Source organism: Vibrio sp. STUT-A16 (assembly GCF_026000495.1).
Lineage (GTDB): Bacteria > Pseudomonadota > Gammaproteobacteria > Enterobacterales > Vibrionaceae > Vibrio > Vibrio diabolicus.
Genome location: NZ_AP026765.1, coordinates 103,297 through 127,048, shown reverse-complemented (window position 1 = coordinate 127,048; position 23,752 = coordinate 103,297). Strand labels below are relative to the sequence as shown.

At 45.1% G+C, this 23,752-nt stretch carries 24 protein-coding genes; 9 read left to right on the top strand and 15 right to left on the bottom strand.

Going from position 1 to position 23,752, the window contains the following annotated elements; translation table 11 throughout:
* The 3 genes from OO778_RS00605 to OO778_RS00595 are packed head-to-tail and all read left to right on the top strand — an operon-like array spanning position 1 to position 4,081.
* On the top strand, positions 1–1,185 hold the full coding sequence (locus OO778_RS00605; protein ID WP_264910486.1) for a restriction endonuclease subunit S: 1,185 nt from the start codon (positions 1–3) through the stop codon (positions 1,183–1,185).
* A gap of 9 nt (positions 1,186–1,194) precedes the next feature.
* Complete coding sequence (locus OO778_RS00600) at positions 1,195–2,337, top strand: SIR2 family protein (RefSeq protein WP_264910485.1); 1,143 nt, start codon at positions 1,195–1,197, stop codon at positions 2,335–2,337.
* A gap of 1 nt (position 2,338) precedes the next feature.
* The gene (locus OO778_RS00595) at positions 2,339–4,081 is read left to right on the top strand and encodes an ATP-binding protein (RefSeq protein WP_020904476.1); all 1,743 of its coding nucleotides are present in this window, start codon (positions 2,339–2,341) and stop codon (positions 4,079–4,081) included.
* Positions 4,082–4,154: 73 nt separating this feature from the next.
* Here OO778_RS00595 and OO778_RS00590 read toward each other — a convergent pair whose 3' ends face one another.
* The 3 genes from OO778_RS00590 to fabR form a co-directional block, all read right to left on the bottom strand.
* Positions 4,155–5,423: a site-specific integrase gene (locus tag OO778_RS00590; RefSeq protein ID WP_140315580.1), complete on the bottom strand. Its 1,269-nt coding sequence runs from the start codon at positions 5,421–5,423 to the stop codon at positions 4,155–4,157.
* A 297-nt stretch (positions 5,424–5,720) separates the two neighbouring features.
* Positions 5,721–6,086, bottom strand: a complete 366-nt coding sequence (locus tag OO778_RS00585; RefSeq protein WP_005378634.1) for a YijD family membrane protein — start codon at positions 6,084–6,086, stop codon at positions 5,721–5,723.
* Positions 6,086–6,727 (bottom strand): HTH-type transcriptional repressor FabR, encoded by a 642-nt coding sequence (gene fabR / locus OO778_RS00580; RefSeq protein ID WP_005378632.1) that lies wholly within the window; start codon positions 6,725–6,727, stop codon positions 6,086–6,088. The genes OO778_RS00585 and fabR overlap by 1 nt, the downstream gene beginning before the upstream one ends.
* Before the next feature lie 293 nt (positions 6,728–7,020).
* Here fabR and sthA point away from each other — a divergent pair, with 293 nt between their 5' ends.
* Complete coding sequence (sthA, locus tag OO778_RS00575; RefSeq protein ID WP_005393772.1) at positions 7,021–8,421, top strand: Si-specific NAD(P)(+) transhydrogenase; 1,401 nt, start codon at positions 7,021–7,023, stop codon at positions 8,419–8,421.
* Between the two features lie 57 nt (positions 8,422–8,478).
* Here sthA and dinF read toward each other — a convergent pair whose 3' ends face one another.
* Both dinF and OO778_RS00565 read right to left on the bottom strand, forming a co-directional pair.
* On the bottom strand, positions 8,479–9,828 hold the full coding sequence (gene dinF / locus OO778_RS00570; protein ID WP_258683943.1) for an MATE family efflux transporter DinF: 1,350 nt from the start codon (positions 9,826–9,828) through the stop codon (positions 8,479–8,481).
* A gap of 55 nt (positions 9,829–9,883) precedes the next feature.
* On the bottom strand, positions 9,884–10,678 hold the full coding sequence (locus OO778_RS00565) for a class I SAM-dependent methyltransferase (RefSeq protein WP_005393777.1): 795 nt from the start codon (positions 10,676–10,678) through the stop codon (positions 9,884–9,886).
* Between OO778_RS00565 and OO778_RS00560 the strand changes: the two genes are divergently transcribed.
* Complete coding sequence (locus tag OO778_RS00560) at positions 10,661–10,876, top strand: hypothetical protein (protein WP_258615200.1); 216 nt, start codon at positions 10,661–10,663, stop codon at positions 10,874–10,876. The genes OO778_RS00565 and OO778_RS00560 overlap by 18 nt on opposite strands.
* 6 nt (positions 10,877–10,882) lie before the next feature.
* Here the strand turns inward: OO778_RS00560 and lexA are convergent, their stop codons facing one another.
* Positions 10,883–11,506 (bottom strand): transcriptional repressor LexA, encoded by a 624-nt coding sequence (gene lexA / locus OO778_RS00555; protein ID WP_005393778.1) that lies wholly within the window; start codon positions 11,504–11,506, stop codon positions 10,883–10,885.
* A 368-nt stretch (positions 11,507–11,874) separates the two neighbouring features.
* Between lexA and plsB the strand changes: the two genes are divergently transcribed.
* Positions 11,875–14,301, top strand: coding sequence for a glycerol-3-phosphate 1-O-acyltransferase PlsB (gene plsB / locus OO778_RS00550; RefSeq protein ID WP_047010238.1), 2,427 nt, complete (start codon positions 11,875–11,877; stop codon positions 14,299–14,301).
* 67 nt (positions 14,302–14,368) lie between these two features.
* Here plsB and ubiA read toward each other — a convergent pair whose 3' ends face one another.
* Entirely contained in the window at positions 14,369–15,223 is an 855-nt protein-coding gene (gene ubiA, locus OO778_RS00545; RefSeq protein WP_005393780.1) for a 4-hydroxybenzoate octaprenyltransferase, read from the bottom strand.
* A complete protein-coding gene (locus tag OO778_RS00540) occupies positions 15,224–15,763 on the bottom strand; it encodes a chorismate lyase (RefSeq protein WP_005393781.1) in 540 nt (179 codons plus the stop codon).
* A gap of 161 nt (positions 15,764–15,924) precedes the next feature.
* On the opposite strand from OO778_RS00540, the gene OO778_RS00535 reads away from it, so the two are divergent.
* Entirely contained in the window at positions 15,925–16,335 is a 411-nt protein-coding gene (locus tag OO778_RS00535) for a flagellar basal body-associated protein FliL (RefSeq protein ID WP_046874381.1), read from the top strand.
* 58 nt (positions 16,336–16,393) lie between these two features.
* On the opposite strand, the gene glpG is transcribed toward OO778_RS00535, so the two are convergent.
* The 6 genes from glpG to ftsY all read right to left on the bottom strand — a co-directional run bounded on the left by glpG (position 16,394) and on the right by ftsY (position 21,954).
* Entirely contained in the window at positions 16,394–17,236 is an 843-nt protein-coding gene (glpG, locus tag OO778_RS00530; protein ID WP_258615203.1) for a rhomboid family intramembrane serine protease GlpG, read from the bottom strand.
* On the bottom strand, positions 17,236–17,556 hold the full coding sequence (gene glpE / locus OO778_RS00525) for a thiosulfate sulfurtransferase GlpE (RefSeq protein ID WP_005378691.1): 321 nt from the start codon (positions 17,554–17,556) through the stop codon (positions 17,236–17,238). The genes glpG and glpE overlap by 1 nt, the downstream gene beginning before the upstream one ends.
* Before the next feature lie 493 nt (positions 17,557–18,049).
* Positions 18,050–18,907: an RNA polymerase sigma factor RpoH gene (gene rpoH, locus OO778_RS00520; protein ID WP_005378693.1), complete on the bottom strand. Its 858-nt coding sequence runs from the start codon at positions 18,905–18,907 to the stop codon at positions 18,050–18,052.
* A 177-nt stretch (positions 18,908–19,084) separates the two neighbouring features.
* Positions 19,085–20,053: a permease-like cell division protein FtsX gene (ftsX, locus tag OO778_RS00515; protein WP_005393793.1), complete on the bottom strand. Its 969-nt coding sequence runs from the start codon at positions 20,051–20,053 to the stop codon at positions 19,085–19,087.
* Positions 20,043–20,717, bottom strand: a complete 675-nt coding sequence (gene ftsE, locus OO778_RS00510; RefSeq protein WP_005393800.1) for a cell division ATP-binding protein FtsE — start codon at positions 20,715–20,717, stop codon at positions 20,043–20,045. The genes ftsX and ftsE overlap by 11 nt, the downstream gene beginning before the upstream one ends.
* A 22-nt stretch (positions 20,718–20,739) precedes the next feature.
* Complete coding sequence (gene ftsY / locus OO778_RS00505) at positions 20,740–21,954, bottom strand: signal recognition particle-docking protein FtsY (RefSeq protein WP_264910481.1); 1,215 nt, start codon at positions 21,952–21,954, stop codon at positions 20,740–20,742.
* 230 nt (positions 21,955–22,184) lie between these two features.
* Between ftsY and rsmD the strand changes: the two genes are divergently transcribed.
* The gene (rsmD, locus tag OO778_RS00500) at positions 22,185–22,784 is read left to right on the top strand and encodes a 16S rRNA (guanine(966)-N(2))-methyltransferase RsmD (protein ID WP_104969938.1); all 600 of its coding nucleotides are present in this window, start codon (positions 22,185–22,187) and stop codon (positions 22,782–22,784) included.
* Between the two features lie 25 nt (positions 22,785–22,809).
* On the top strand, positions 22,810–23,076 hold the full coding sequence (locus OO778_RS00495; protein ID WP_005393805.1) for a DUF1145 domain-containing protein: 267 nt from the start codon (positions 22,810–22,812) through the stop codon (positions 23,074–23,076).
* Positions 23,077–23,133: 57 nt separating this feature from the next.
* Here OO778_RS00495 and OO778_RS00490 read toward each other — a convergent pair whose 3' ends face one another.
* Complete coding sequence (locus OO778_RS00490) at positions 23,134–23,718, bottom strand: YhgN family NAAT transporter (RefSeq protein ID WP_005393807.1); 585 nt, start codon at positions 23,716–23,718, stop codon at positions 23,134–23,136.
* Positions 23,719–23,752: the final 34 nt, after the last annotated feature.

Below are 23,752 nucleotides of genomic sequence, written 5' to 3'. Positions count from 1 at the left end.
ATGGAACAGGTTTTGTATAAACTGCCTGATGGGTGGGAGTGGAGTAATTTAACCGATGTCTGCACTCCATCAAGAAAAACTGTGGAACCTAACCCTGAGGAACAATATAACTATATTGGCTTAGAGAACATTGAAAGCCATACAGGGAAAGTTATCAGCAACTCTCCAACCAAAGGTTCGGAAATAAGTAGTACAAAAGTTTCGTTCAAGAAAGGGATGGTACTTTATGGAAAGTTAAGGCCATATTTAAACAAAGTAGTTGTGGCTAAAATAGATGGTATAGCTACTACAGAAATCATCCCATTTGAATGTTCTGATGTAATCAGTCCAGACTTTTTAGCTTACTATCTCCGCTCTCAGTATTTCGTTGACTTGGCAATGAATAACTGTTCAGGCGCACGAATGCCAAGAGCTACAACCAAACTGTTTACTCAAATAGCCAAAGTACCTGTTACTTCAATAACTGAACAAAAACGCATCGTCGAAAAACTCGATGCACTGCTAACCCGCATTGACACCGCCATAGAGCATTTGCAGGAAAGCGTCACATTGGCAGATGCGCTACTAAAAAGTTCACTAAGCTCGATGCTTACAAAGCAAGAGCATTGGGATAAGGTTAGGCTGAATGATGTTTGCCAAATCACTTCAAAATTGTGTGATCCTAGAGAGGAAGAATATTTAGATATGTTCCATATTGGTGGAGCAAACATTACGTCGTTTAGTGGTGAACTGATAGGACTCAAAACAGCTAGGGAAGAAAAGCTAATTTCAGGTAAGTTTCCTTTTGATAACAGTATGGTTTTGTACAGTAAAATACGACCGTATCTTATGAAAGTCGCTAGACCATCGATATCTGGTATCTGTAGTGCAGACATTTATCCTTTAACACCAGACAACCAAAAGATGAACAGAGATTTTTTATTTTATCTACTGTTATCTGATCTATTTACTCAATATGCAATTGAAGGCTCCAGTCGAGCTGGAATGCCAAAGGTCAACCGCAAACATTTATTCAACTTTGAATTCTTCTTGCCCCCGATTGATGAACAAAAATCCATATGTGAATCTCTGGATACCTTAGTTGAAAAGACCAATGAAGTGAGTAAAGAGCTGACAGGCAAATTGTCTTATTTAGCAGGCCTTAAGGCTTCAATTCTCGAATCAGCCTTTAAAGGCCAACTCTAAGGAGGGAGTATGGAATTCGATACCACAGTTTTTGAACAAAAGGAGTTCAGAGAAGCAATCAATAAACTCGAAGAATTGCTCTCACACTCAAAAGCGGTTCTGTTAGGTGCAGGAGCGAGTGTTTGCGCTGGGCTTCCATTAACAAACCAGCTAACAGAAAGAGCACTAATAAGTGACAAGCTCTCCGACGATTCAAAGCAGATATTGACTGCCATACAAAACTCTTTTGCTGGCGCAAATCCCGCTTCGCATATAGAAGACTACTTAAGCGAACTCGTAGATTGGCTTGCTATCACTGCTCGCCGAACAAATCGCAATGTAACAGCTAGCGATGTATCTATTGGTGGTACTGAATATAGCAACGATCAGCTATTGCAAGCGCTCAACGAGATAAAACTCGCTATTTTTGACGTAATTAATGTTGAAGTAGACTCTGCTGTACATGAGCGTTTTGTTCAGGCACTGCATCGACCAATGCGGCCAGGCAAAGACAGCCTTCCGAACACCATTGATTATCTGGTGATGAACTACGACACGTTAATTGAAGACTCACTCGCACTATCACAATTGCGATATGCCGATGGTTTAGAAGGCGGCGTATCAGGATGGTGGAACCCTTCGACGTTTGAACAGAACAATCTAGATGCCCGAGTGTTTAAGCTACATGGTTCCATCAATTGGGCTGAACATGCTTCTTCATCAACACCACTGCGTATTGCTCCGCATTTGAAGCGCAGTCAAGATCAAACTGCAAAGATTATGATTTGGCCTGCATCGACTAAATACCGTGAAACTCAGCTCGACCCCTACGCAAATTTAATGCACAGAGCGAGATCAGTTTTAAACCCGAAAGGTGGTAGCCAACGGGTTTTATTGATTGCCGGTTATAGTTTTGGTGATGCCCATATCAATCTAGAAATCGAACGTGGTTTAAGAGCTTCAAATGGTAACTTAACCGTAATTGCGTTTACGAGCGACGCTGAGCCTAGTGGCGTGCTACAAACTTGGTATGAAGACAGCGCGATCAACGAACAAGTACTTATTTTTGCCGATAAAGGTTGTTATCACGCTGACCACAAGGCAACCTCAGAAAATAGCATTGAATGGTGGAAGTTTGAAAACCTAACCCAGATCCTTGAAGGAGGTATTTGATATGGATAATAAATACATAAAACCCATTGAGAATCTCTCTATCGGGAAAATTATTGAGGTGGATGGCTCGCGTATTATCGCCGAGCTCGACCCTACGATTTCAGACTTGTCCCGCGTATTTGCTGGTGAAAACTATCCGATTGGGCAGTTTGGCTCAATCATCAAAGTTCATTTTGGTCGCCGCTCTATTTATGGGTTAGTTAGTCGATTACGTATGAAGGCTGACTACCAACTAGAAAAGGGCTTGCCTGTCGCGTCTTCAGATGAGCGAATAATTGAAGCTGATTTATTTGGCGAAGGGGAATGGCGCAGAAAGGGAGAAGATGAATTTTCTCTTGAGTTTGAACGTGGTGTAGCAACTTACCCTCTGCCTCAGCAAACCATTTATCTGACACCAAAATCAGAGCTTAGGTTTATTTACGGTGATGCCAAAGGCGCGGTTATTCAACTTGGTGAGCATGTTGGCTCAGGCGGTGCACCTTGTTACGCTGAATTAAATGAATTACTAGGTAAGCACACTGCCATCCTAGGCTCTACCGGTGCCGGTAAATCAGGTACTGTGGCGGCAGTTATTCACAGTATTCTCGAACGTGGCCAGGTCGCCAATCATGAGCACTGGCATCCTCAAATTATTATCCTTGACCCTCATAATGAATACGGCAAAGCTTTCCCTGCACACCAACGTTTATCGACCGATGAAGGTTCACTAAAACTACCGTATTGGTTACTCGATTTAGAAGAGTCATTGAGCTTGTTTATCGGCAAGACCGAGTTTGCAGCAACATCACAATCAAATATTGTTAAAAATGCCCTAATAGCGGTTCGTGAGGCAGCAGCTGGACAGCTTGGGCTTGATAATAATCAGTTAACGGTTGACTCGCCGATCCCTTACATTATTGGAAGTGCAGAAGGCTTAGATCATTTCGGATTCAAAGATGGAGCGCGCTACGAAGAAGGATTAATCGGTGCCATCAACGCGCAGCGACCAGAAAACAAAGATAAAAAGCAGCATGAGGATTTTAGTCGAGTTATTCGAAAGATAGATTCATTACTAAAAGATGGTCGACTCAAATTCATGATGGAAAGTTGGGATGGTGACAAAGATCCGTTACCTACAATCGTCAATCAGTTCTTAACGCAGCAAACCACAGTGCAGATTGTTGACTTGTCCGGTGTACCCAATGAAGTGGCAGGGGTAGCTAGCGCCGCAATCGCGAGAATCGTGTTTCAGCTTAAAGTCTGGCAAACCGAAGCTGAACGGCAAAATAGCCCTGTACTTTTGGTGTGTGAAGAGGCACACCGATACGTACCGAATCGTGGTGAAGCTCAGTATGAGGCAGCGCAGTCTGCAATTCGTCGAATTGCGAAGGAAGGCCGTAAGTATGGCGTTGGTCTGTTACTCGTTTCTCAGAGACCTAGTGAAGTTGAGGCAACGGTATTGTCGCAATGTAATTCATGGATTGTACTTCGAATAACCAATGATGCCGACCGCGAGCATGTTCGTAGTGTGTTACCTGATTCGATGTCCGGTTTAACCAAAATGCTTTCCGGTTTAAGACGTCAGGAGGCCATATTTGTCGGTCAAGCAGCAACGTTACCAACTAGAGTGATGATTCGCAGCTTATCTGATGACCAGTTGCCTCGCTCAAATGATGTTAATTTCGATAAAGGTTGGCAGCAACAGGCGATGACGATAGAGCAGATTGGTGCGGTGGTAACGAAGTGGCGCTATCAGTCAAAGTAAGCCTTGTCCATATTTACACGTAATAGCCGGGAGCTTGATGCTCCCGTTCTTTTTTATTTTTTGTGCCATATCGCTATGCCGATTTCGACGCAGACAACGGCACTACATTGGCAACCGTCAGAGCTTGCAACTTCTCGCCCCACGCTTGCAGTACCACTAACTGCTCTTCAAGGTAATCGTGATGGTTGTATACCCGCAACATGCCTGGTAGCTGGTGGCCAACCGTCTTTTCAATCGCCACGATATCTAACCCCATTTCGCTGCAACGGCTAATGAAGGTCCGGCGCAAATCGTGTGGTGAGAAACGTTCAAAATCATCCGGTAAGTTACGTTTGATTAGCGCACGTACCGCTGCGGGTTCTTGAACCTTCTCAACCAAAAGCTGAGGCCAAACAAGTTTCCATTTGCTTGGCACACTCTCACGCTGCTCTTTTAGAAGTGCCAGCAGGTAATCACTTAATGGCACTTTTCGGCTCTCCTGGCTTTTGGTGTGACGATTCTCTGAACTGGCAGGTAGCAACCATACCTTCTCTTGCAAATCTACTTCACTCCAGCGCATTTCAAGCACGGCACTAATACGTTGCCCACACCCAAGTAAAAACTGCATTAAACGGACGTTAGAAGGCTCTGTACGCCAAGAAGGCAAACTGGTTAGCAAAGTCTTCAACTCTGAAAAGCTCAAATTGCGCTTGGTGACTTTAGAACCACCACCGACATCCTTGGATTTCAAATGTGGTGCAGGGTGTGCACCAATCATATTCAAAGCTAGCGCATGGTTGATCACCTGATTGATAATTCTATGGCATGCACTAATCGCACCCGCTTTTCGCTGTCCATTCTCATCAACCTTTGCATCAAATACTTTATTAAGATCATGAATTCTCAACTCTTCTAGTTTGATGTGACCAAGAAATGGTTTGATATCCCGGCTATAGGTTGCCCTAGCTTGTTCTCCTCGTAGCTGCTTGGACAAACGCTTCTCGTCAAAACTGGCAAAAGCATCATCAAAAGTTTTTGCTTCCTCTTGCTCTCGCTGTTCACGTGCCAGTTCCTGCTTCGGATTTTTATTGTTTTCCAGCCAGCTACGGTAACGCCCCGCTTCTGTTCGAGCCTGTTCAAGTGTCATCCCCGTTTCCGGTTTCAACTTAACATACCGCCCCATGGTGATTTTTTCGTGTTTGTTACCAGCCTGAAAGCGAAAGATCCAAGTCATCGTGCCCGTTGGTCGAACGCGAATATTCAATCCTTCGATTTTCTTATCTGGAATTAAGTATTCCTTGCCTTGTGGCTTCAATGCTTTCAATGTGGCATTCGTACTAATTTTATCGACTGGCTTGATCATGACTGAAAAACCTCTGTATTTCTGGGTACGGTTCTGGGTACGGCGTGGGGTACGGGGAAAGACGAGTTTTCATTGTACGGCTAAAGACACCCTTGGACAATGAACAATTAAAACTCAATTAAAAACAACATATTAAAATGCAAAGTTGGATTCTATAAGACATTACAAGATTCAGAGTTCGATTTACCCACCATATGGAAGCGGGCGTGCTATTGGAGCGCAAAGCGTAACCCACCGCGTCAAATACAAAAAAAAGCGAGCTCAATGGCTCGCTTTTTTTAATTTGATTCGTTTTGCTTATTCCGCAGAAGTCTTCTTGCTGACAAAACCTAACTTCTTACCAATCCATGCGAGTAAGATCATTGAAACCATGATCGCAAAGAAGTTTGAGCCTGCTTCTGGGTATTGCGCTTTAATAAACGCAGAGTGGCCAAACGCACCTACGAAGAAACACGCCAAGCCAACTAATGGGATATCTTCTGATACCGGATTATTTAGGTACTCTTGGTAAAGAGCTTGTACAGCCAGTACGAGTGCAATCAATGGGAAGATTGAAAACGATACTTCACTCATGGTCAACCATGACAACAAAGCATCACCACACATACCTGCAACCAGTGCCAAAATCAGCGTTTTCTTTTCAGATTTATTTCCATTCGACATTATTCTATCCCGCCTTTTAATCGGTTACGTTCACGTTCTTTGCGATACCAATAGGCCCCTTTGGCTATCATTCGCAATTGCATGATCAATCGCTCGGCGAGTTCATCGCGCTCACGTCGATCTAAATCTAAAGCTTCAGCCCCCGAACTGAAAACCAAAGTCACAGACGCTTCTGCTTGAGTATACGCCTCTTCTCTGGTCACGCCGGTGCTCATTAAATACTCGGTTAATTCTGCCGCAAAATGCTGGATTTCTCGAGCAACAGCGGTACGAAATTCAGCAGAAGTGCCGGAGCGCTCACGCAACAACAAACGAAAGACGTTCGGACTACTTTCAATGAATTCCATAAAGGTTTCGACCGAGGTACGAATTACGCTACCTTCTTTCACAATACGTTGACGCGCCTGACGCATCAGTTGACGTAGTAGCAAACCGCCTTCATCGACCATAGTTAAGCCTAGCTCATCCATATCTTTGAAGTGGCGGTAAAAAGAAGTCGGTGCAATCCCTGCCTCTCGGGCGACTTCTCGCAAGCTAAGGCTGGAAAAGCTGCGATCCGCACTTAATTGACTAAATGCCGCATCGATCAATGATCGACGTGTCTTCTCTTTTTGCTGTGCGCGGATTCCCATCGATTTCATTCTTAACTTGCTCTTTTTCTGTAGGGTACAAGAGCCTCAATATAACGCAATTTGCTCCTACGGAGAAAGATATGTTACTTCACTCGCTCTGAGCGCCGAGAACGTTACTATTGGCATGCATCTAATTGCAATGTTCTCGATGCAATTTATAGACATACAACATACCAAATCATCCTTTTGGTCGATTCTGCGTGATCACTTCCACTCTCTAACAGGCATTACGTGTACCAATAGAGTAAATGAGTTAAAATCGCGCTAAAGCAATGTTAAGCAAATATAACAAGGAAGGCATCATGGCGCATGTTAATCACTATGACGTGATCGTAATCGGTAGTGGCCCTGGCGGAGAAGGGGCTGCAATGGGATTAACCAAAGCGGGACTGAATGTTGCCATTGTCGAGAAAGAAAGCAGTGTCGGCGGCGGTTGTACTCACTGGGGTACCATTCCATCAAAAGCTCTGCGTCATGCCGTTAGCCGCATCATCGAATTTAATAGCAACCCGCTATTTTGTCGAAACAACACCAGCGTTCATGCAACATTTTCTGACATTTTAGGTCATGCTAAATCGGTCATTGATAAGCAAACTCGACTTCGTCAGGGCTTTTATGACCGTAACTCATGCACACTTTTGTTCGGGACCGCACGATTTATCGATAACTACTCTATTGCAGTGATGCAAAGCGATGGTACAGAAGAAATCTATTCTGCGGATAAGTTTGTCATCGCGACGGGTTCTCGTCCGTATCAGCCTAACGACGTAGATTTCTTGCATGAGCGCATCTACGACAGTGATTCCATTTTGAGCCTGAAGCACGATCCTCGCCATATCATCATTTACGGTGCGGGCGTTATCGGTTGTGAATACGCTTCTATCTTCCGCGGACTTGGAGTGAAGACAGACCTTATCAATACCCGCGACCGCTTGTTGGAGTTTTTGGATAACGAAGTGTCAGATGCACTGTCTTACCACTTCTGGAACAGCGGTGTGGTAATTCGTAATGATGAAACCTATGAAAAAATCGAAGGCACAGAAGATGGCGTGATTATTCACCTACAATCTGGCAAGAAGATGAAGGCGGACTGCTTGTTGTATGCAAATGGTCGAACAGGTAACACCGATAAGTTGAATTTAGGTGCAGTGGGTCTGGAAGCGGACTCTCGCGGACAACTAAAAGTAAACCGTAACTACCAAACCGATATTGAACACATTTATGCTGTAGGCGATGTCATCGGTTACCCTAGCCTTGCAAGCGCCGCTTATGACCAAGGGCGATTTGTCGCACAAGCCATTACGAAAGGTCAGGCAGAAAACTATCTGATTGATGATATTCCAACGGGTATCTACACCATCCCTGAGATTAGCTCTGTGGGTAAAACCGAGCAAGAGCTAACAGCTGCGAAAGTACCGTATGAAGTAGGACGCTCTTCGTTCAAGCATCTAGCTCGTGCACAGATCGCAGGGAAAGACATCGGCAGCTTGAAGATATTGTTCCATCGTGAAACCAAAGAAATTTTAGGGATTCACTGCTTTGGCGAACGTGCCGCGGAAATTATCCACATCGGTCAAGCTATTATGGAGCAAAAAGGCTCAGCGAATACCATCGAGTATTTCGTCAATACAACCTTCAACTATCCAACAATGGCCGAAGCGTATCGTGTCGCTGCATTGAATGGTTTGAACCGCTTGTTCTAATCTATGCTTCTTGATAGCAGACAGAAAAACAGCAGGCTTGGACCTGCTGTTTTTATATCAACATTGTGCGAGGAAGGTATCCTTGTACCATTGGTAGAGAAAGATAACCCCTAAACCAATACCCCGCATCAACATAAAGCTCGTCATTGCAAACCACAGCGCGTGATTTTCCCACTCGGCGAATAAGTAAAAGACAACGAAGAAACTGCTGGTCGCGACAAACATACTATTGCGCATGTCTTTGCCTTTGGTTGCACCGACAAAAATGCCATCCAATAGAAAGCACCACATCGACGCAAGTGGCATCACCACCAGCCAAGGTAGATACACCGCTGCTTGCTGTTGTACAGCCTCAATTGAAGTGATCATGGCGATCAACTGCGATCCCGCCAAACCAAAGAGCGCGGTCAGTCCTAAGCAAATAACCAAACTCCAAAAAAAAGTACCGACAAGTGATGCACTCAATTGTTGCCTATCTTTGGCGCCAATCGCCTTCCCGACCATGGCCTCCATTGCATAAGCAAAGCCATCCATGCCATACGAGATAATCATCAGGAAGCTCATCAGTACCGCATTTGCAGCGACAACCTCATCACCAAAGCTCGCACCTTGGAACGTCATAAAGCTAAAAGCCGCTTGCAGACACAAAGAGCGTAAGAAAATATCGCGATTCAATTTCACGAAGCGCCCTAAACCGTGTTGAGTGCTGGCTAGCAACTTTTGAGGTGATGGTAATTGTCTCTCTCGCCAGGTTTTCCAGACACACATGAGACCAAAGCCCATGCCTGAGTAGTCAGCAATCACCGATGCCAGCGCAGCACCTTCTACTTTCCACTCCAAACCAATCACAAACAACAAATCGAGGGCAATATTAGTCACGTTGGTGATGATCACCATCCACATTGGTGCTTTGGAATTTTGCGTTCCGAGCAGCCACCCCAACAACACAAAGTTCATTAGCGCAGCGGGGGCACTCCACACTCGGATAGAGAAATATTGCATGCCGTAGTGCTTCACTTCAGCACTGGCGTCACTCCAACCAAAGATCAAATCAGCAATCGGGTTATGGGCAATAAGAAAGACTAACGCAAACAGTAGCGCCATGAGTGAGCCTTGCATAAACACCAAGGCAAGTTGCTTTCGGTCTTCACCGCCATAGGACTGCGCCGCCAACCCAGTAGTCGACATACGCAAAAAACCAAGCAGCCAAAACGTCACGCTAATCATGGTGCTGCCCAACGCAACACCGCCCAAATACCAAGCGTGGTCTAGATGACCGATCACCGCAGCATCGACCAAACCGAGCAATGGAACAGTAATATTCGACAGCACCATAGGTATCGCTAAAGCTAAGACTTGGCGATGAACTTTTGGGTTAGATAAAGGAGAGAAGATTGAATTTGTCACAGGCACCTCATCAGTAAGATCGACGAGTGTACCTGAGCGCTTAACGACTAGCCAATTACCACTTGATGTGAACGAGGACTGGCGTGAGGCGATGCTTCAACATTGGAATCTTATTAAGCCAACGCTGCCAAGCTTTCCAACGAGAACAGAATCGATCGAATGGCGAAAAAGCTTTCACCCACTGTGCCCATGGTAACCATTGCAATATCTGTTCTGCGGGCGCTTCAAAGCCATGTGCATAGCGATCAGAGCCAAGCTTTTGTCCCCACTTGGTTTCCGTTAAATCTCCTGCCAGCACCATACACAGTTCAGCAGAGACAAAATGTCGACCTAAGGTTTGAATAAATTTCGCGACTTGACGCTCTGTGCAATCGAGCAGTGCCATTTCACATAAAATGAGTACCGGTGCTTGCTCTGGAATGGCTAACGTCTCTAGCCACGACATTTCATCCACACTGCCACAGCGATGTTCATAACGTTCATTTTTGTGGAACAAGCGCTGACGCCATACCAAATTTTCCGTCACATCCAGCTCTATCCAATGGCAGCGTCCATTATCCAAACGATAAAAGCGGGTATCCAGCCCAGCTCCGACATTGATAATCCAAGCATCGGGATACTGCTGTAAGAAGTGACTAACCTGCTGGTCACAAAGCTGGGTCAGCGTCACGTGCAGCAATTGCTTCTGCGCAATATCACCACTCAAACAATCCGGCGCCATCTTACAACTCAAACACGCTTTAGCAGCTATCGGATCGTACACCAAGCCATTGTCGACCATGCTTTCACGGCTACGCAATAACAGTGGCTTTAATAAATGGTTAGGAACTTGATGTTTAGACTGAGACATGGGCATTTCCTGCGCCAGAGAGAAAACATAGACATTAATAAAGATGACAATGAATATCAATTACATTATCAAGCTTATAAATTGCTCAAAACAAACAAGGTCAAGATGATAAGCAAGCTTTTGGAGGAAGTAGAAAAAGAGAAAAGAAGAGAAGAGAAGAGAAAAGACAAAACAGCCCAGATGAACTGGGCTGCTTAAACACACTTACATCCAATCGGTATTACGAATAATACCAACGGCTAAGCCTTCAATCGTAAGGTGCTGAGACGTTAAATCCACTTGAATTGGGGCAAACTCTTCATTCTCAGCATGCAGTAATATGGTTGAACCTTTGCGCTCCAAACGCTTCACAGTCACATCATCATCAACACGCGCAACGACAACTTGACCATCTCTCACATCTTGGGTTTTATGCACAGCGAGCAAATCGCCATCCATAATCCCGATGTCTTTCATACTTTCGCCATTTACACGAAGTAAGAAATCCGCTTGCGGCTTGAACATCGCAGGGTCGACTTGGTAGTGCGCTTCTACGTGTTCCTGAGCCAATATGGGCTCACCCGCAGCAACTTGACCAATCAAAGGCAAGCCCTGTTCGTCATTAGCTGCAGAGTCATCAAGTAGGATACGAATCCCACGCGATGCACCTGGGATAATTTCAATTGCTTGCTTACGAGCAAGCGCTTTTAGGTGTTCCTCTGCGGCATTCGCAGAGCGGAAGCCAAGCTCACGCGCAATCTCTGCACGAGTTGGTGGCATTCCGGTGTCATCGATTTTACTTTTGATCAAATCGAAGACTTGTTGTTGGCGTGGCGTTAACGGCTTCATGTCTCACCTGTCTTTTTATACAGTTAACTGTGAGTATATCCAGTAAATGCTCAAATGAAAACCCAATTGGTTGTTTTTTAATTTATTTGTGGAGTGCACTTCGTTTGCTGCCCAAGTTCATTATTCATGCGTTTAAAACACCGCCTTTTCAGTTAATCAAAGTAAAGCAACAACTTAGGAGTTCGACTAATTTACAGCCAATAAAATTAAAAGGTTTGACCAGTTTCTGGTATCCTTGCTGCGCTTAAATTTTATCGCCTAGGCTTATTTCTTTTGCCGTACTCATTTCTTTTTCTATAGAAGACATGCAAAGCGGACACTGAAATAAGGTTAGGCCTGTTTGAATACCTATTGAGGCTGTGAACTTTATGTCTTCTGGACAATCATTTTCACGTTCATTACTAAAACTACCTTTATCGGTACTGGTAAAGGGCACCACAATCCCGTCGAACCCGATTGAAGATCTGAATATCGACCTCGCTAAGCCGATTGTATATGCCCTACCGTTCCGCTCGAACGTGGATTTGCTGACACTGCAAAAACAAGCCATGAGCCTTGGTCTACCCGACCCGCTCAGCCCGCTGGAAATCAATGGCAAAACGCTGAACCGTTTCGTCTTTATCGCTGCGCGTCCAACTGTGATGAACAACGATAATGATGTCCCAACCGATTCTGTCTCTCTGTTCACTGACTTACTGGAACTACATAAACTGGACAGTGAGTTGGATGTTCAAATGATCCCTGCAACCGTGCTTTGGGGTCGTAAGCCAGGTAAAGAAGAGAACCAAAAGCCTTACCTTCAACCGATGAATGGTCCGCAAAAAGCCAAAGCGGTAATGGCGGCAGGACGCGACTGCTTGGTTCGCTTTAGTCCCGTGGTATCTCTGCGTTATATGGCAGACTCTCACGGTACCGACAGCGCAATTGCGCACAAATTGGCTCGCGTGGCGCGTATCCACTTCTCTCGCCAAAAACTTGCTGCTTCAGGACCAAACCTGCCACAACGCCAAGTGTTGTTTGCTCGTTTACTAAAATCTCCAGCTATTGAACTGGCGATCGCTGACGAAGCCAAGAGCAAAAACATCTCGATTGATAAGGCACGTAAAGAAGCACATGACATCATGGATGAAATCGCCGCCGACTTCTCATATGGTCTAGTGAAAAACGGCGACCGCATCCTGAGTTGGCTATGGACAAAGCTATACCAAGGGTTGCACATCAATAACGCCTCGACTGTGCGTCGTTTAGCGCAAGACGGCCACGAAATTGTGTACGTTCCGTGTCACCGTAGTCACATGGACTACCTACTGTTGTCTTACGTTCTATACCATGAAGGCATGGTGCCTCCGCACATTGCGGCAGGCATTAACCTGAACTTCTTCCCGGCCGGTCCTCTTTTCCGTCGCGGTGGGGCGTTCTTTATTCGTCGTAGCTTTAAAGGTAACAAACTGTACTCAACCATTTTCCGCGAGTATCTAGCTGAGCTGTTTGCCAAAGGCTATTCAGTCGAGTACTTCAGTGAGGGTGGTCGTTCACGTACAGGTCGCTTACTGCAAGCGAAAACGGGCATGCTGGCTATGACCATCCAAGCAATGCTACGTGGTCTAAACCGCCCAGTAACACTAGTGCCGGTCTACATCGGTTACGAGCACGTAATGGAAGTAGGCACTTACGCGAAAGAGCTGCGTGGCAAACGCAAAGAGAAAGAAAACGCAGGGCTTGTACTGCGTACTCTGCGTAAACTGCGTAACTTTGGTTTGGGCTATGTGAACTTCGGTGAGCCAATTCAGCTCAACCAATACTTGAACGAGCATGCTCCTGAGTGGACGAAAGACATCGACAGCATGGGTGGTAACAAACCACAATGGATGAATCCTGTGGTCAATGACCTTGCTAATAAGATGATGACGCACATCAACGATGCGGCGGCAGCAAACGCGTTGACCTTGTGTGCAACCGCACTGCTTGCTTCTCGTCAACGTGCACTTTCTCGTGACTCGCTGATCAACCAGATTGAGTGTTACTTAAAGCTACTCAAAAACAACCCGTACTCAAGCACCTCCACTATCCCTACCGAAAGTGCTGAGGAGTTGGTCGATCATGCAATTTCGCTTGATAAGTTCGTGATTGAAACCGATAGCATGGGTGACATCATTTCGCTGGATCGTAGCCAATCGATCCTGATGACCTACTACCGCAACAACATCATCCACTTGTTTGCTCTGCCATCATTAATTGCTCAGATGATCATTCGTCAGCGCAACCTTTCGGTAGAAAAGATTCAAGCGAATGTCGCGCAAATCTACCCATTCTTGAAGAAAGAGTTGTTCTTAAGCTATCAAGAAGACGAGTTGGATGAATTGGTCGTTAAAACACTGCATGAGTTTGCCGATCAGAAAATGATTAGCCTCGATGGTGATAAGCTGGAGATCAATCAGTCGAACAACCAGCCTTTGGTTCTGCTAGGTCGTACAATCACGGAAACACTGCAACGCTACTCTATCGCGATGAACTTGCTTGTTGCTTACCCAGAGCTCGGTAAATCGGACCTAGAACAGAAGAGCCAAGATATTGCTCAACGTTTAGGACGCTTACACGGTATTAATGCGCCAGAATTCTTCGATAAAGGTGTGTTTACCGCTATGTTCAATACGCTCAAACAGCAAAAATACCTCGATAACGATGGTAACTGTGACACGAAGAAAACGCAGCAATTTGCACGATTACTATTCACTCTGCTTTATCCAGAAGTGAAACTGACTATCGAAGAGAGTATTCATCAACTTCAGTCGTAACCGTTTTACCTTCTTCCAAAATAAGAAAAAAGGCATCCAATCGGATGCCTTTTTGCTATTTCTTCGCTTACCAAAATGCGACCAATAACCCTATCGCTATCACCATGCCAACATAGTTGTTGTTGAGGAAAGCCTTAAAGCACAACTCCCGCTCACGGTGACGAATTAAGTGCTGCTGATAAACAAACAACGACGCTGCAATCAAAAGGGTCCAGTAGTAACTTTGTCCCAATTGGTAGAACTGCCCTAACCAAACCAACATCGCGAGCGTAATCAGTTGCAATACCCCAATGATGAGTTTGTCATGACGACCAAACAAAATTGCCGTCGATTTAATACCAATCTTTAAATCATCATCGCGATCGACCATCGCATACTGAGTATCATACGCAATGGTCCATAAAGCGTTAATCAGAAACACAAACCAAACTATCAGTGGTAGCTCCCCGGTTTGTGCAGCCCACGCCATTGGAATTGCCCAGCTAAAAGCTAAGCCTAAAAAGAGTTGTGGAATATGAGTATAACGCTTCATAAATGGATAAATGAACGCCAACACGATGCCAGCGAAGGATAGCTGAATCGTCAACGGGTTCATGGTCAACACTAACAAGAATGAGCTGATACCCAAAACCAAAAATAATCCAATCGCTTCTTTTGCTGTCACTTTCCCTGATGGCAGTGGGCGTTGTTTGGTACGTTTTACATGGCCGTCGACTTTGCGGTCAGCAAAATCATTAATCACACACCCCGCGCTACGCATTAGGAATACACCCAATACAAACACGATAAATACATCCCAACTCGGCATCCCTTGGGCTGAGATAATCAGCGCCCAAATCGTTGGCCACATCAGTAACAGTGAACCAATCGGGCGATCCATGCGCATCAGTTGCCAATATGCTTTGGCTTTTTCTGCGGACATTTACACTGTCTCCTTAGCGTAAACTGGTGAATTAGATAAGAATAACTCGGCGACCAGCATCGGTTTGTGATTCATCCACAACCTTGAGCGTCGCGCTAACAAACGTCCTTCTGGTACGGCTACCCATCCCATTTGCAAAGAGTCTCGCTCAACGTTGTCTGCGCTGAACACTGTTAGTCCTAATGGGATATCCCCTTGTTGAGCCAAATCATACTGCTGATCAACTAAGGTTGAGCGAGGAATTAATGTCCGTCCGATAACCCAGTTATCATTGTCACCACACAAAATTACCTCTCGCAGTAAGCAATCTTGTTCGGACAATAACTGACTTTCGTCCTGTTTTAACGTCGCCGCAGTGACGATCTGATTTTGTAGCAATTCTACCGTTAATGCTTGGCAGTGTTGCTTTAAACGACGTGACAAAGACCCTTGCTCTTCAAGCCAGTGCTTGGCAAATTCATTTGGAAATTCGAATTCTTCGGGGTTTTGCCACTCTACTTCCAATAAAGAAGCAAGATAGAGTGATGTTGGCTGATTCATACTAGTATTCAATTGGAGGCTTTATGCGTACAATAAAGCAACAACTTACCGTCCATAGTAATGTATGTAACCGTAAGTTCCGTTATTTGTTATAGACGGCCCATTGTATCAAGACTGAAGCGATTCGAATATCGCGATCCAGAGAAAGAAAAGTTAGAAATATGTACAAACGTTATATAGCCCAAATTATTTTTGCGTTAACCATACTGTTCGCCGCACCAAGTTGGGCTGAAACGGAAGAAGCTGGACCTAAGTTGGCATACTTTACCCTTGAGCCTGATCTCACTACTAACTTTTACACCAAAGGCAAAAAGTTAGGTTATGTGCAAGTGCGCATCGACATCATGGTAATGAGCCAACAAGATTTATCGATTGTTGAGCATCACCAACCTTTGATTCGCGATGCAGTAATTGAATTACTGGGTAAGCAAACAGAAGATACTATTAAGTCCCTTTCTGGCCGAGAAGATCTGCGCAAAACCTTAGTGACGACCCTCAACGAAACACTTTTGCCCGAAACAGGTAAAACCATCATTGCGGATTTGTTGTTTACAAAATACCTTTACCAATAAACCCAAATCGTTTTGAACATAAAAAAGACCGCTCTTGAGCGGTCTTTTCATTTCAGCTTTAGGCTTGCGGTTGGTATTTCATCTTGCCTGAATCAAACAGCGCAATCGCCATCCCCGACAGTAAACCCACTAAGTGAGCGGTGTTTGCAATCGCCATGAACGGCTGCACAAAACCAAGAACTAACCATACCAACATAAAAACGATGATTGGCTTGGGTAGCGTAAGGCCTAAATGTGGCAAGCGGTAACCCAATATCCACAAATAGCCAAGCAGTGCATAGACCACGCCAGACAAGCCACCGAAGTTTGCCCCTTCAACATAGAATTGGCCAGCCCCAGAAAGCGCTGCTGATACTACAAAGAGTTGCAATAGCTTACCGGAACCGAGACGACGTTCGATGTCGCCCCCCAACTGCCACCACCATAATAAGTTGAACACGATGTGAGTCACTGAAAAGTGCAGTAACGCATGGCTTAGCCATCGCCACACTTGCCATTGTTGCCCCTCAAAAGCCGGGAAGTGCAACAACTTAAACAAGCCATTGCCAAAGCCAAACATTTGTAACAAGTAGATGATGGTACACACCGTCATGACCAGCAAAGTCATTGGGCCTGCTTTTGCTTTGACCATGCTCATGATACTCGGGCTAGAATAATGAAAGGTGCTCTTGCGAGTATCGGCAACGTCCCACGAGGCGGCGCTGTATTTTGAATCAGATGGGTTAGCGAGGAACTGCTTAAGTTCCGCTTCCGCTTCTATTTCATGCTGGCTATCAGTCAGCCACAGCGCAAATTGCCCGTCTCCTTCTGGCATCATTTCGATGTCAATTTGGCGAGAGGCCATATAATCAATAAAGGCTTGCGCCATACGTGGATTATTTAACGTTACCAATCTCTTCATTAACTTCTCACTATCGGTAGTTCTGCTCGGTGCCAGGCTTCAAAGCCACCATCCACACTGTACACCTGTTCAAAGCCTTGGTTAACTAAATATTGTGCGGCACCTTGGCTACTAATGCCGTGGTAACACATCACCAGAATGGGTTGTTCGAACTCCACTTCATCCATAAACGCAACGATCGTATCGTTGGTTAAGTGATACGCGGACTCCGCATGCGCAACGGCAAACGATTGAGGGTCACGGATATCTACAAGCTTCGCATCACCCTGCTCGAGCAGCGCTTGCGCACCTTGTACATCGATATGCTTAAACTGATCCATTTACTTTCTCATTGTCTTATTAATATACCCAAGCAACCTCGAACCTAACGTACTAATCAGCACCCGAGGTACAGCATAAAATCTATATTTGAAGCCGCTTGGGTATACTGCCGCTATTGTAACCTATCCAACGGCAAACTTAGACACATGGATAATCAGGCTTTTAAAAAGTGTACACATTCCAACCATTTGTGGATAAAGCTGTGAATTGCGTTGATAAAGTATATTCGGATCTTTTGATCCACAATATGTAGTGATGATCCTGATCTAACTGTGTGTATATCTATAACTATCCCCAGATGGAAAAGTGCTTGAATCCCTTATTTTGTCCGGGTTTCGAACAGTTGATAAATAATTACTTCACAGAGTTATACACAGGTAGCACATAAAATCCGGATCGCAAACGCTATCGATTTTCGATCGACAATAAAAAAGCCGAGATCACATGATCTCGGCTTTCTATGAAAATCTTACTTTCAATTAGCAGTGGAAATTAAAATTCACCCACGGCCAATTTTAGTTTCTTCATTGCGTTTTTTTCTAGCTGGCGAATACGCTCGGCAGAAACACCGAACTCATCAGCTAAGTCTTGCAATGTTGCTTTCTCATCATCTAACCAACGAGAACGCACGATGCGCTGACTACGCTCATCCAAACTCGCTAATGCATGACCCAAGCGGTTGTTGGTGTGCATTTCCCAGTTTGCAGCTTCGATGTTGTCAGCCACATCAGACGATTTGTCTTCTAGGTACAGCATCGGCGCTGTGTAAGCGTTTGAGCTGTCGTCTTCATCAGTTGGCATATCAAAGGTTGAATCCACCGCCGCTAAGCGTGATTCCATCTCGCGAACTTCAGAAGGCTCAACACCTAACTCACGCGCAACGGTTTCGACTTCACCGTTGTTAAACCAACCCAAGCGCTTTTTCGACTTACGCAAATTGAAGAACAACTTACGTTGCGCTTTAGTGGTCGCAATTTTCACGATACGCCAGTTACGTAGCACGTATTCGTGGATCTCTGCTTTGATCCAGTGGACAGCAAAAGACACCAAGCGAACCCCTACTTCTGGGTTAAAACGCTTAACGGCTTTCATTAGACCGATGTTACCCTCTTGCACAAGGTCCGCCATTGGCAAACCGTAGCCAGAGTAACCACGAGCAACGTGAACAACGAATCGTAGGTGCGAAAGAATTAGACCTTTTGCAGCCTCAATCTCACCTTTGTAGTGTAATCGTTCTGCCAGCTCACGCTCTTCGTCTGCAGTCAGCATTGGGTAGCTGTTTACTGAGCGAATATAGCTATCAAGGCTATCTTGCGTGACTAGAGCCATCGGATACGCTTCTTTTGTCATTCAATTCCTCATCAATCTCTGATCTGGAGCATTACATTGCAAATTTAGCTTCGATATCTTGAACTCAAAATGAACAAGTTTCAAGAAGGGGGAGCAATTATCCATAAACATTCGGTCTAAACAAGGGATCCAGATTAGCTAGTGCTAATAAAATCCAAGTAGTAAGACCTTCATCACTTAAACTGGTTCAATTTCTTTTAAATGTCGTTGCGCAGAAAAGCGCGCCGCAATGCATCCCAAAAGACTACCAATGATGATTAATAACAAAGATTCATCCCAGCTTAGACCAATCAGGCGAAACTGGCTGTCGTACAATGCAGCAAGATCTTCCACCGCACTATTCATAACAATGGTCACTAAAGCCGTTACCAACCACGCGATGGTGGCACCTAATACGCCAAACCACATCCCCGTGTACAAATAAGGGCGCAGAATAAAACTGTCCGTCGCACCGATCAGTTTCATGGTTTGAATCTCTTCTTTATTCGCCAGCACATTAAATCGCAACGTGTTGCCAACGATTAAAAATACCGCACCGAGCATCAACACTGTCAGAGTAATGACAATAATACTCGCGAGAGTTTTGATCGCATCAAGACGCGCCAGCCAGTCTTCGTCAAGTCTCACATCGGTCACGTCTTGTTGCTCTCGAACGTCTTTGGCTAATGACTGAATATCACTTTTTAGCTCCGAGGCTGGCGTAATCACCAACACACCGGGTAGCGCATAGCCACTTAAAAGGCTGATAGCCTGATCGAATCCTGCATATTGGCTCAAATCAGACAGACCTTGCTGTGGAGAAATATATTCTACTTCTTTTACCAAAGGCCAAGTTTCAATTTGATCTTTGAGAACCATCACACGTGCATCCGGCATGCCTTCTACTAAGTAAGCACTAACTTGCGAGGGAGATGCCACATCTTCCGCGGCACCCGCGACGTTTTTGCCCAGTAGATACAAACAAGCTGGCATAGCAAGTGCCATTGAAATCACGGCTAGGGTCAGGATATTACCTAAAGGTCGTTGCCATAAGGCGCTAAAAGAGGATTTTGCTTGTTTTGCGTGGACAGAGAAAAAACCATCGGTATTTGCACGCTTGGCACTGCGGCCTTTCCCCTTCTTTTGGGAGTGCTTGTTACCTGCCATAGTCTTCTACCTCACTTAGGAAGCCTTGGTTCAATTCAAAATGACGATACTGTGGGCGAGTGTTTACTAACCCCACATCGTGCGTGGCAAGTAAGATTGTCACGCCCGCACGGTTAAACTCTTCGAATAGACGCAACACACGGTTGGATAATTCTGGGTCAAGGTTACCTGTCGGCTCATCAGCCACCAGCAACGTTGGTCGATTGACCACAGCACGGGCAATACCGACGCGTTGTTGCTCACCACCAGAGAGTTGACTAGGTAGACAACGAGCTTTATCGAGTAAGCCTGTTTTATCTAACGCCGCAGAAACGCGGCGTTTGATTTCGTTTTCAGAAATCGATTCGATGCGCATTGGCAGAGCGACATTGTCGTATACACTGCGATCCATCAATAGACGATGATCTTGAAAAACAATCCCAATATTGCGGCGCAAAAAAGGGATGTCTTTGCTTGGAATACGCGTGATGTCGTGGCCATTAAAATGGATTTTCCCATCAGTTGGTCGCTCTATCGCGCAGATCAATTTCAGCAAGGTACTTTTACCAGCCCCGGAATGCCCGCCTAAAAACGCCATTTCACCGCGCCTCAGGTGAAAATCGACTTTTTGCAGTGCTTGTCGACCACCTCGGTAAGCTTTGCTTACTTGCTGAAATTTGATCACCGTTGATTTCCTCTAACTCTTTTTATTCTTCACGACTAAACAGTGCGTCAATAAACTCTTGAGTTTCAAATGGACGCAAGTCTTCGATACCTTCACCCACACCAATGTAACGAATTGGAATACCGAACTGATCAGCAATAGCGAAAATTACGCCGCCTTTCGCTGTACCATCCAGCTTAGTCAAGGTAATCCCGGTTAGAGGGGCAACATCACTGAAAAGTTTCGCTTGGCTAATGGCATTTTGCCCTGTACCTGCGTCTAGCGTTAGCATGATCTCGTGTGGTGCTGAGTCATCAATTTTCTTCATCACACGTACAATCTTACGCAGCTCTTCCATTAGGTTCGCTTTGTTCTGTAGACGGCCCGCTGTATCAGCAATCACAACATCCACACCACGTGCTTTTGCCGCTTCAATCGCATCATAGATAACAGAAGCACTGTCTGCGCCAGTATGCTGGGCAATCACAGGAACGTTGTTACGCTCACCCCATACTTGTAGCTGCTCAACCGCTGCGGCACGGAAAGTATCGCCCGCTGCAAGCATCACTTTTTTACCTTGAGTTTGGAACTGCTTGGCAAGCTTACCGATAGTCGTGGTTTTACCCACGCCATTTACACCCACCATTAAGATAACGTAAGGCGTTTTGTTGCTATCGATTTCTAGTGGCTGCTCGACTTTAGAAAGAATCTCAGCCATTTCCTCTTTCAACAAGCCATAAAGGGCTTCACCGTCTTTTAGATCGCCACGTTTGGCTTTTTCTGTCAGGTTGTTGATAATTTTTGTTGTGGTATTCATGCCCACATCAGCAATAAGCAGTTGCTCTTCTAGCTCTTCAAATAAGTCTTCATCGATTTTCTTACCGCTGAACAGACCGAAGAAGCCAGCGCCGATGTTTGCTTTTGTGCGGCTTAGGCTGCGTTTGAGGCGAGCAAAAAAGCTCTCTGTTGGCTTTTCTTGTTCTTGAACGCGAGGTGCAGCAGGCTCTTCTGCTTCTGCTTCTGCTTCTGCTTCTGCTTCTGCTTCTGCTTCTGCTGGGGCAGCCTCCGCTTTTTTCGATTCTTCTTCAAGTTCTGGCGTTGCTTCCGCTTGCTCAGCAGCCGCGTCGGTTTGCTGCTCTTCAGAAGGCGCTTCCACTGCTTCTTCTTTTACTGTTTCTTCAGTTTTTGGTTTTGGGCTTTGTTCTTCGTCACCAAAACCTAGCCACGAAAGTAATCCGCGCTTCTTTTTTTCCGTCATCTGGGGCTATCCTAGATTGTTCTTTTATCTATTAATGACTCTTTTTTGACAAGATTATTATCTGTCTAAAAAAGGCTAATGACAAAGTTGTGAAAACTTTCCGATTAGGTAATTCTAATCTTATTAGTGTTACACTCTGTCATCTTGAATATTCTGGGCTGTATCCAAGCTCCAAGCTCACGGCTTGGGCGATTAGATATAGTATCACTTTATTAGCGGTCAAAAAATCTATGGTAAGACGTCGCCAGCAAAACTCATCACAAAAAAAGCCAACAACGGGCTTTGTTCGCATTATTAGTGGCTTATGGAGAGGCAGAAAACTTCCTGTACACGATGCTGAAGGCTTACGCCCAACGACCGATCGCGTCAAAGAAACGCTATTTAACTGGCTGGCTCAAGATGTGCCGCAAGCAAAATGTCTCGACTTATTTGCCGGCTCCGGCGGCTTAGGCTTTGAGTCGGCTTCGCGCCAAGCAGAGCAAGTGACCATGGTCGAGCTGAACCCACAAGCTTTCCAACAGTTACAGAAGAATGTGGTGTCTCTTAACGCGAACAACATCCAAGTAGTGAATACCGACGCACTGAGCTTTTTAAAACAGCCGGGTACTGCGCATCATGTGGTGTTTATTGACCCACCTTTTCGTAAGGGACTATTGGATGAAACCGTGGCTCTGCTAGAACAAAATGGCTGGCTCGCGGAAGACGCGATGATTTATATTGAAACAGAAAAAGAACTCAATATTGCCGACTTACCAGAAAACTGGCAGTTACATCGAGAAAAAACAGCAGGCCAAGTGAGTTACCGTCTGTATGAACGTACCTCCGCATAACGCCTCGATTTAAAAGGACACTTAAATGAAAGCATTAATTCTGCTGGCCAAAGCGGCTATCGCCTTTGTTTGGTTAGTATTGATCCTCAATATCTTTATGCCGTTTCCCGGTAATGCCGCGATTGCGCTGTACATCATGACCGCTTTTTTGTTCATCATGCACGGTTTACAAATGGCCATCTTCATTGGCGCATTTGGCGACAAAATTAAAATGAGCAGTTGGGAAAAATATTCCATCCTGATCTTTGGTATTTTTGCCCTGCTCGATATTCGTCGTAAACACATGATGTAATCGCCCAAATACTAAAAAGCCACTCTCAAGAGCGGCTTTTTTATTGCGTTTATTCCGTCACCCAAGATAACTCTTAACACCATCCAAAAACATTTGAGTGGAGATCATCACCAGCAACAAGCCCATTAAACGCTCTACCGCTTTTAGACCACGCTCGCCCAACAAACGATTAAAGAAGCCATAAAACATTAGAATAAAAAATGTTGCGCCCCAGGCAATCACAACTGATGCGGACATTTCCAACATTTTTTCTGGATGCTGTGAAGATAGCAAAAGCAATGCTGCAATCACTGAAGGGCCCGCGATCATAGGAATGGCCATCGGAACAATAAAGGGTTCCTCGCCTGCCGCCAGTCCAGTGATACTGCCAGCACTCGGAAAGATCATCTTAATCGCGATAATGAAGAGAATAATGCCACCTGAAATGCTGAGCGTTTCTGGCTGGACATGCAAAAAACTTAAGATGCTTTGTCCTGCAAACAGAAACAACATCAAGATTAGTAAGGCAAACAGTAGTTCACGAATCAATACCTTACGGCGACGCTTAGGATCGATGTGCTTTAGAATAGACAACACAATCGGCAAATTACCGAGAGGGTCCATGATTAGAAACAGCATGGTCGCTGCAGAAAGAATGTCCATATTCTGGCCTCACCTAAAAAATGGCGGCCAGTGT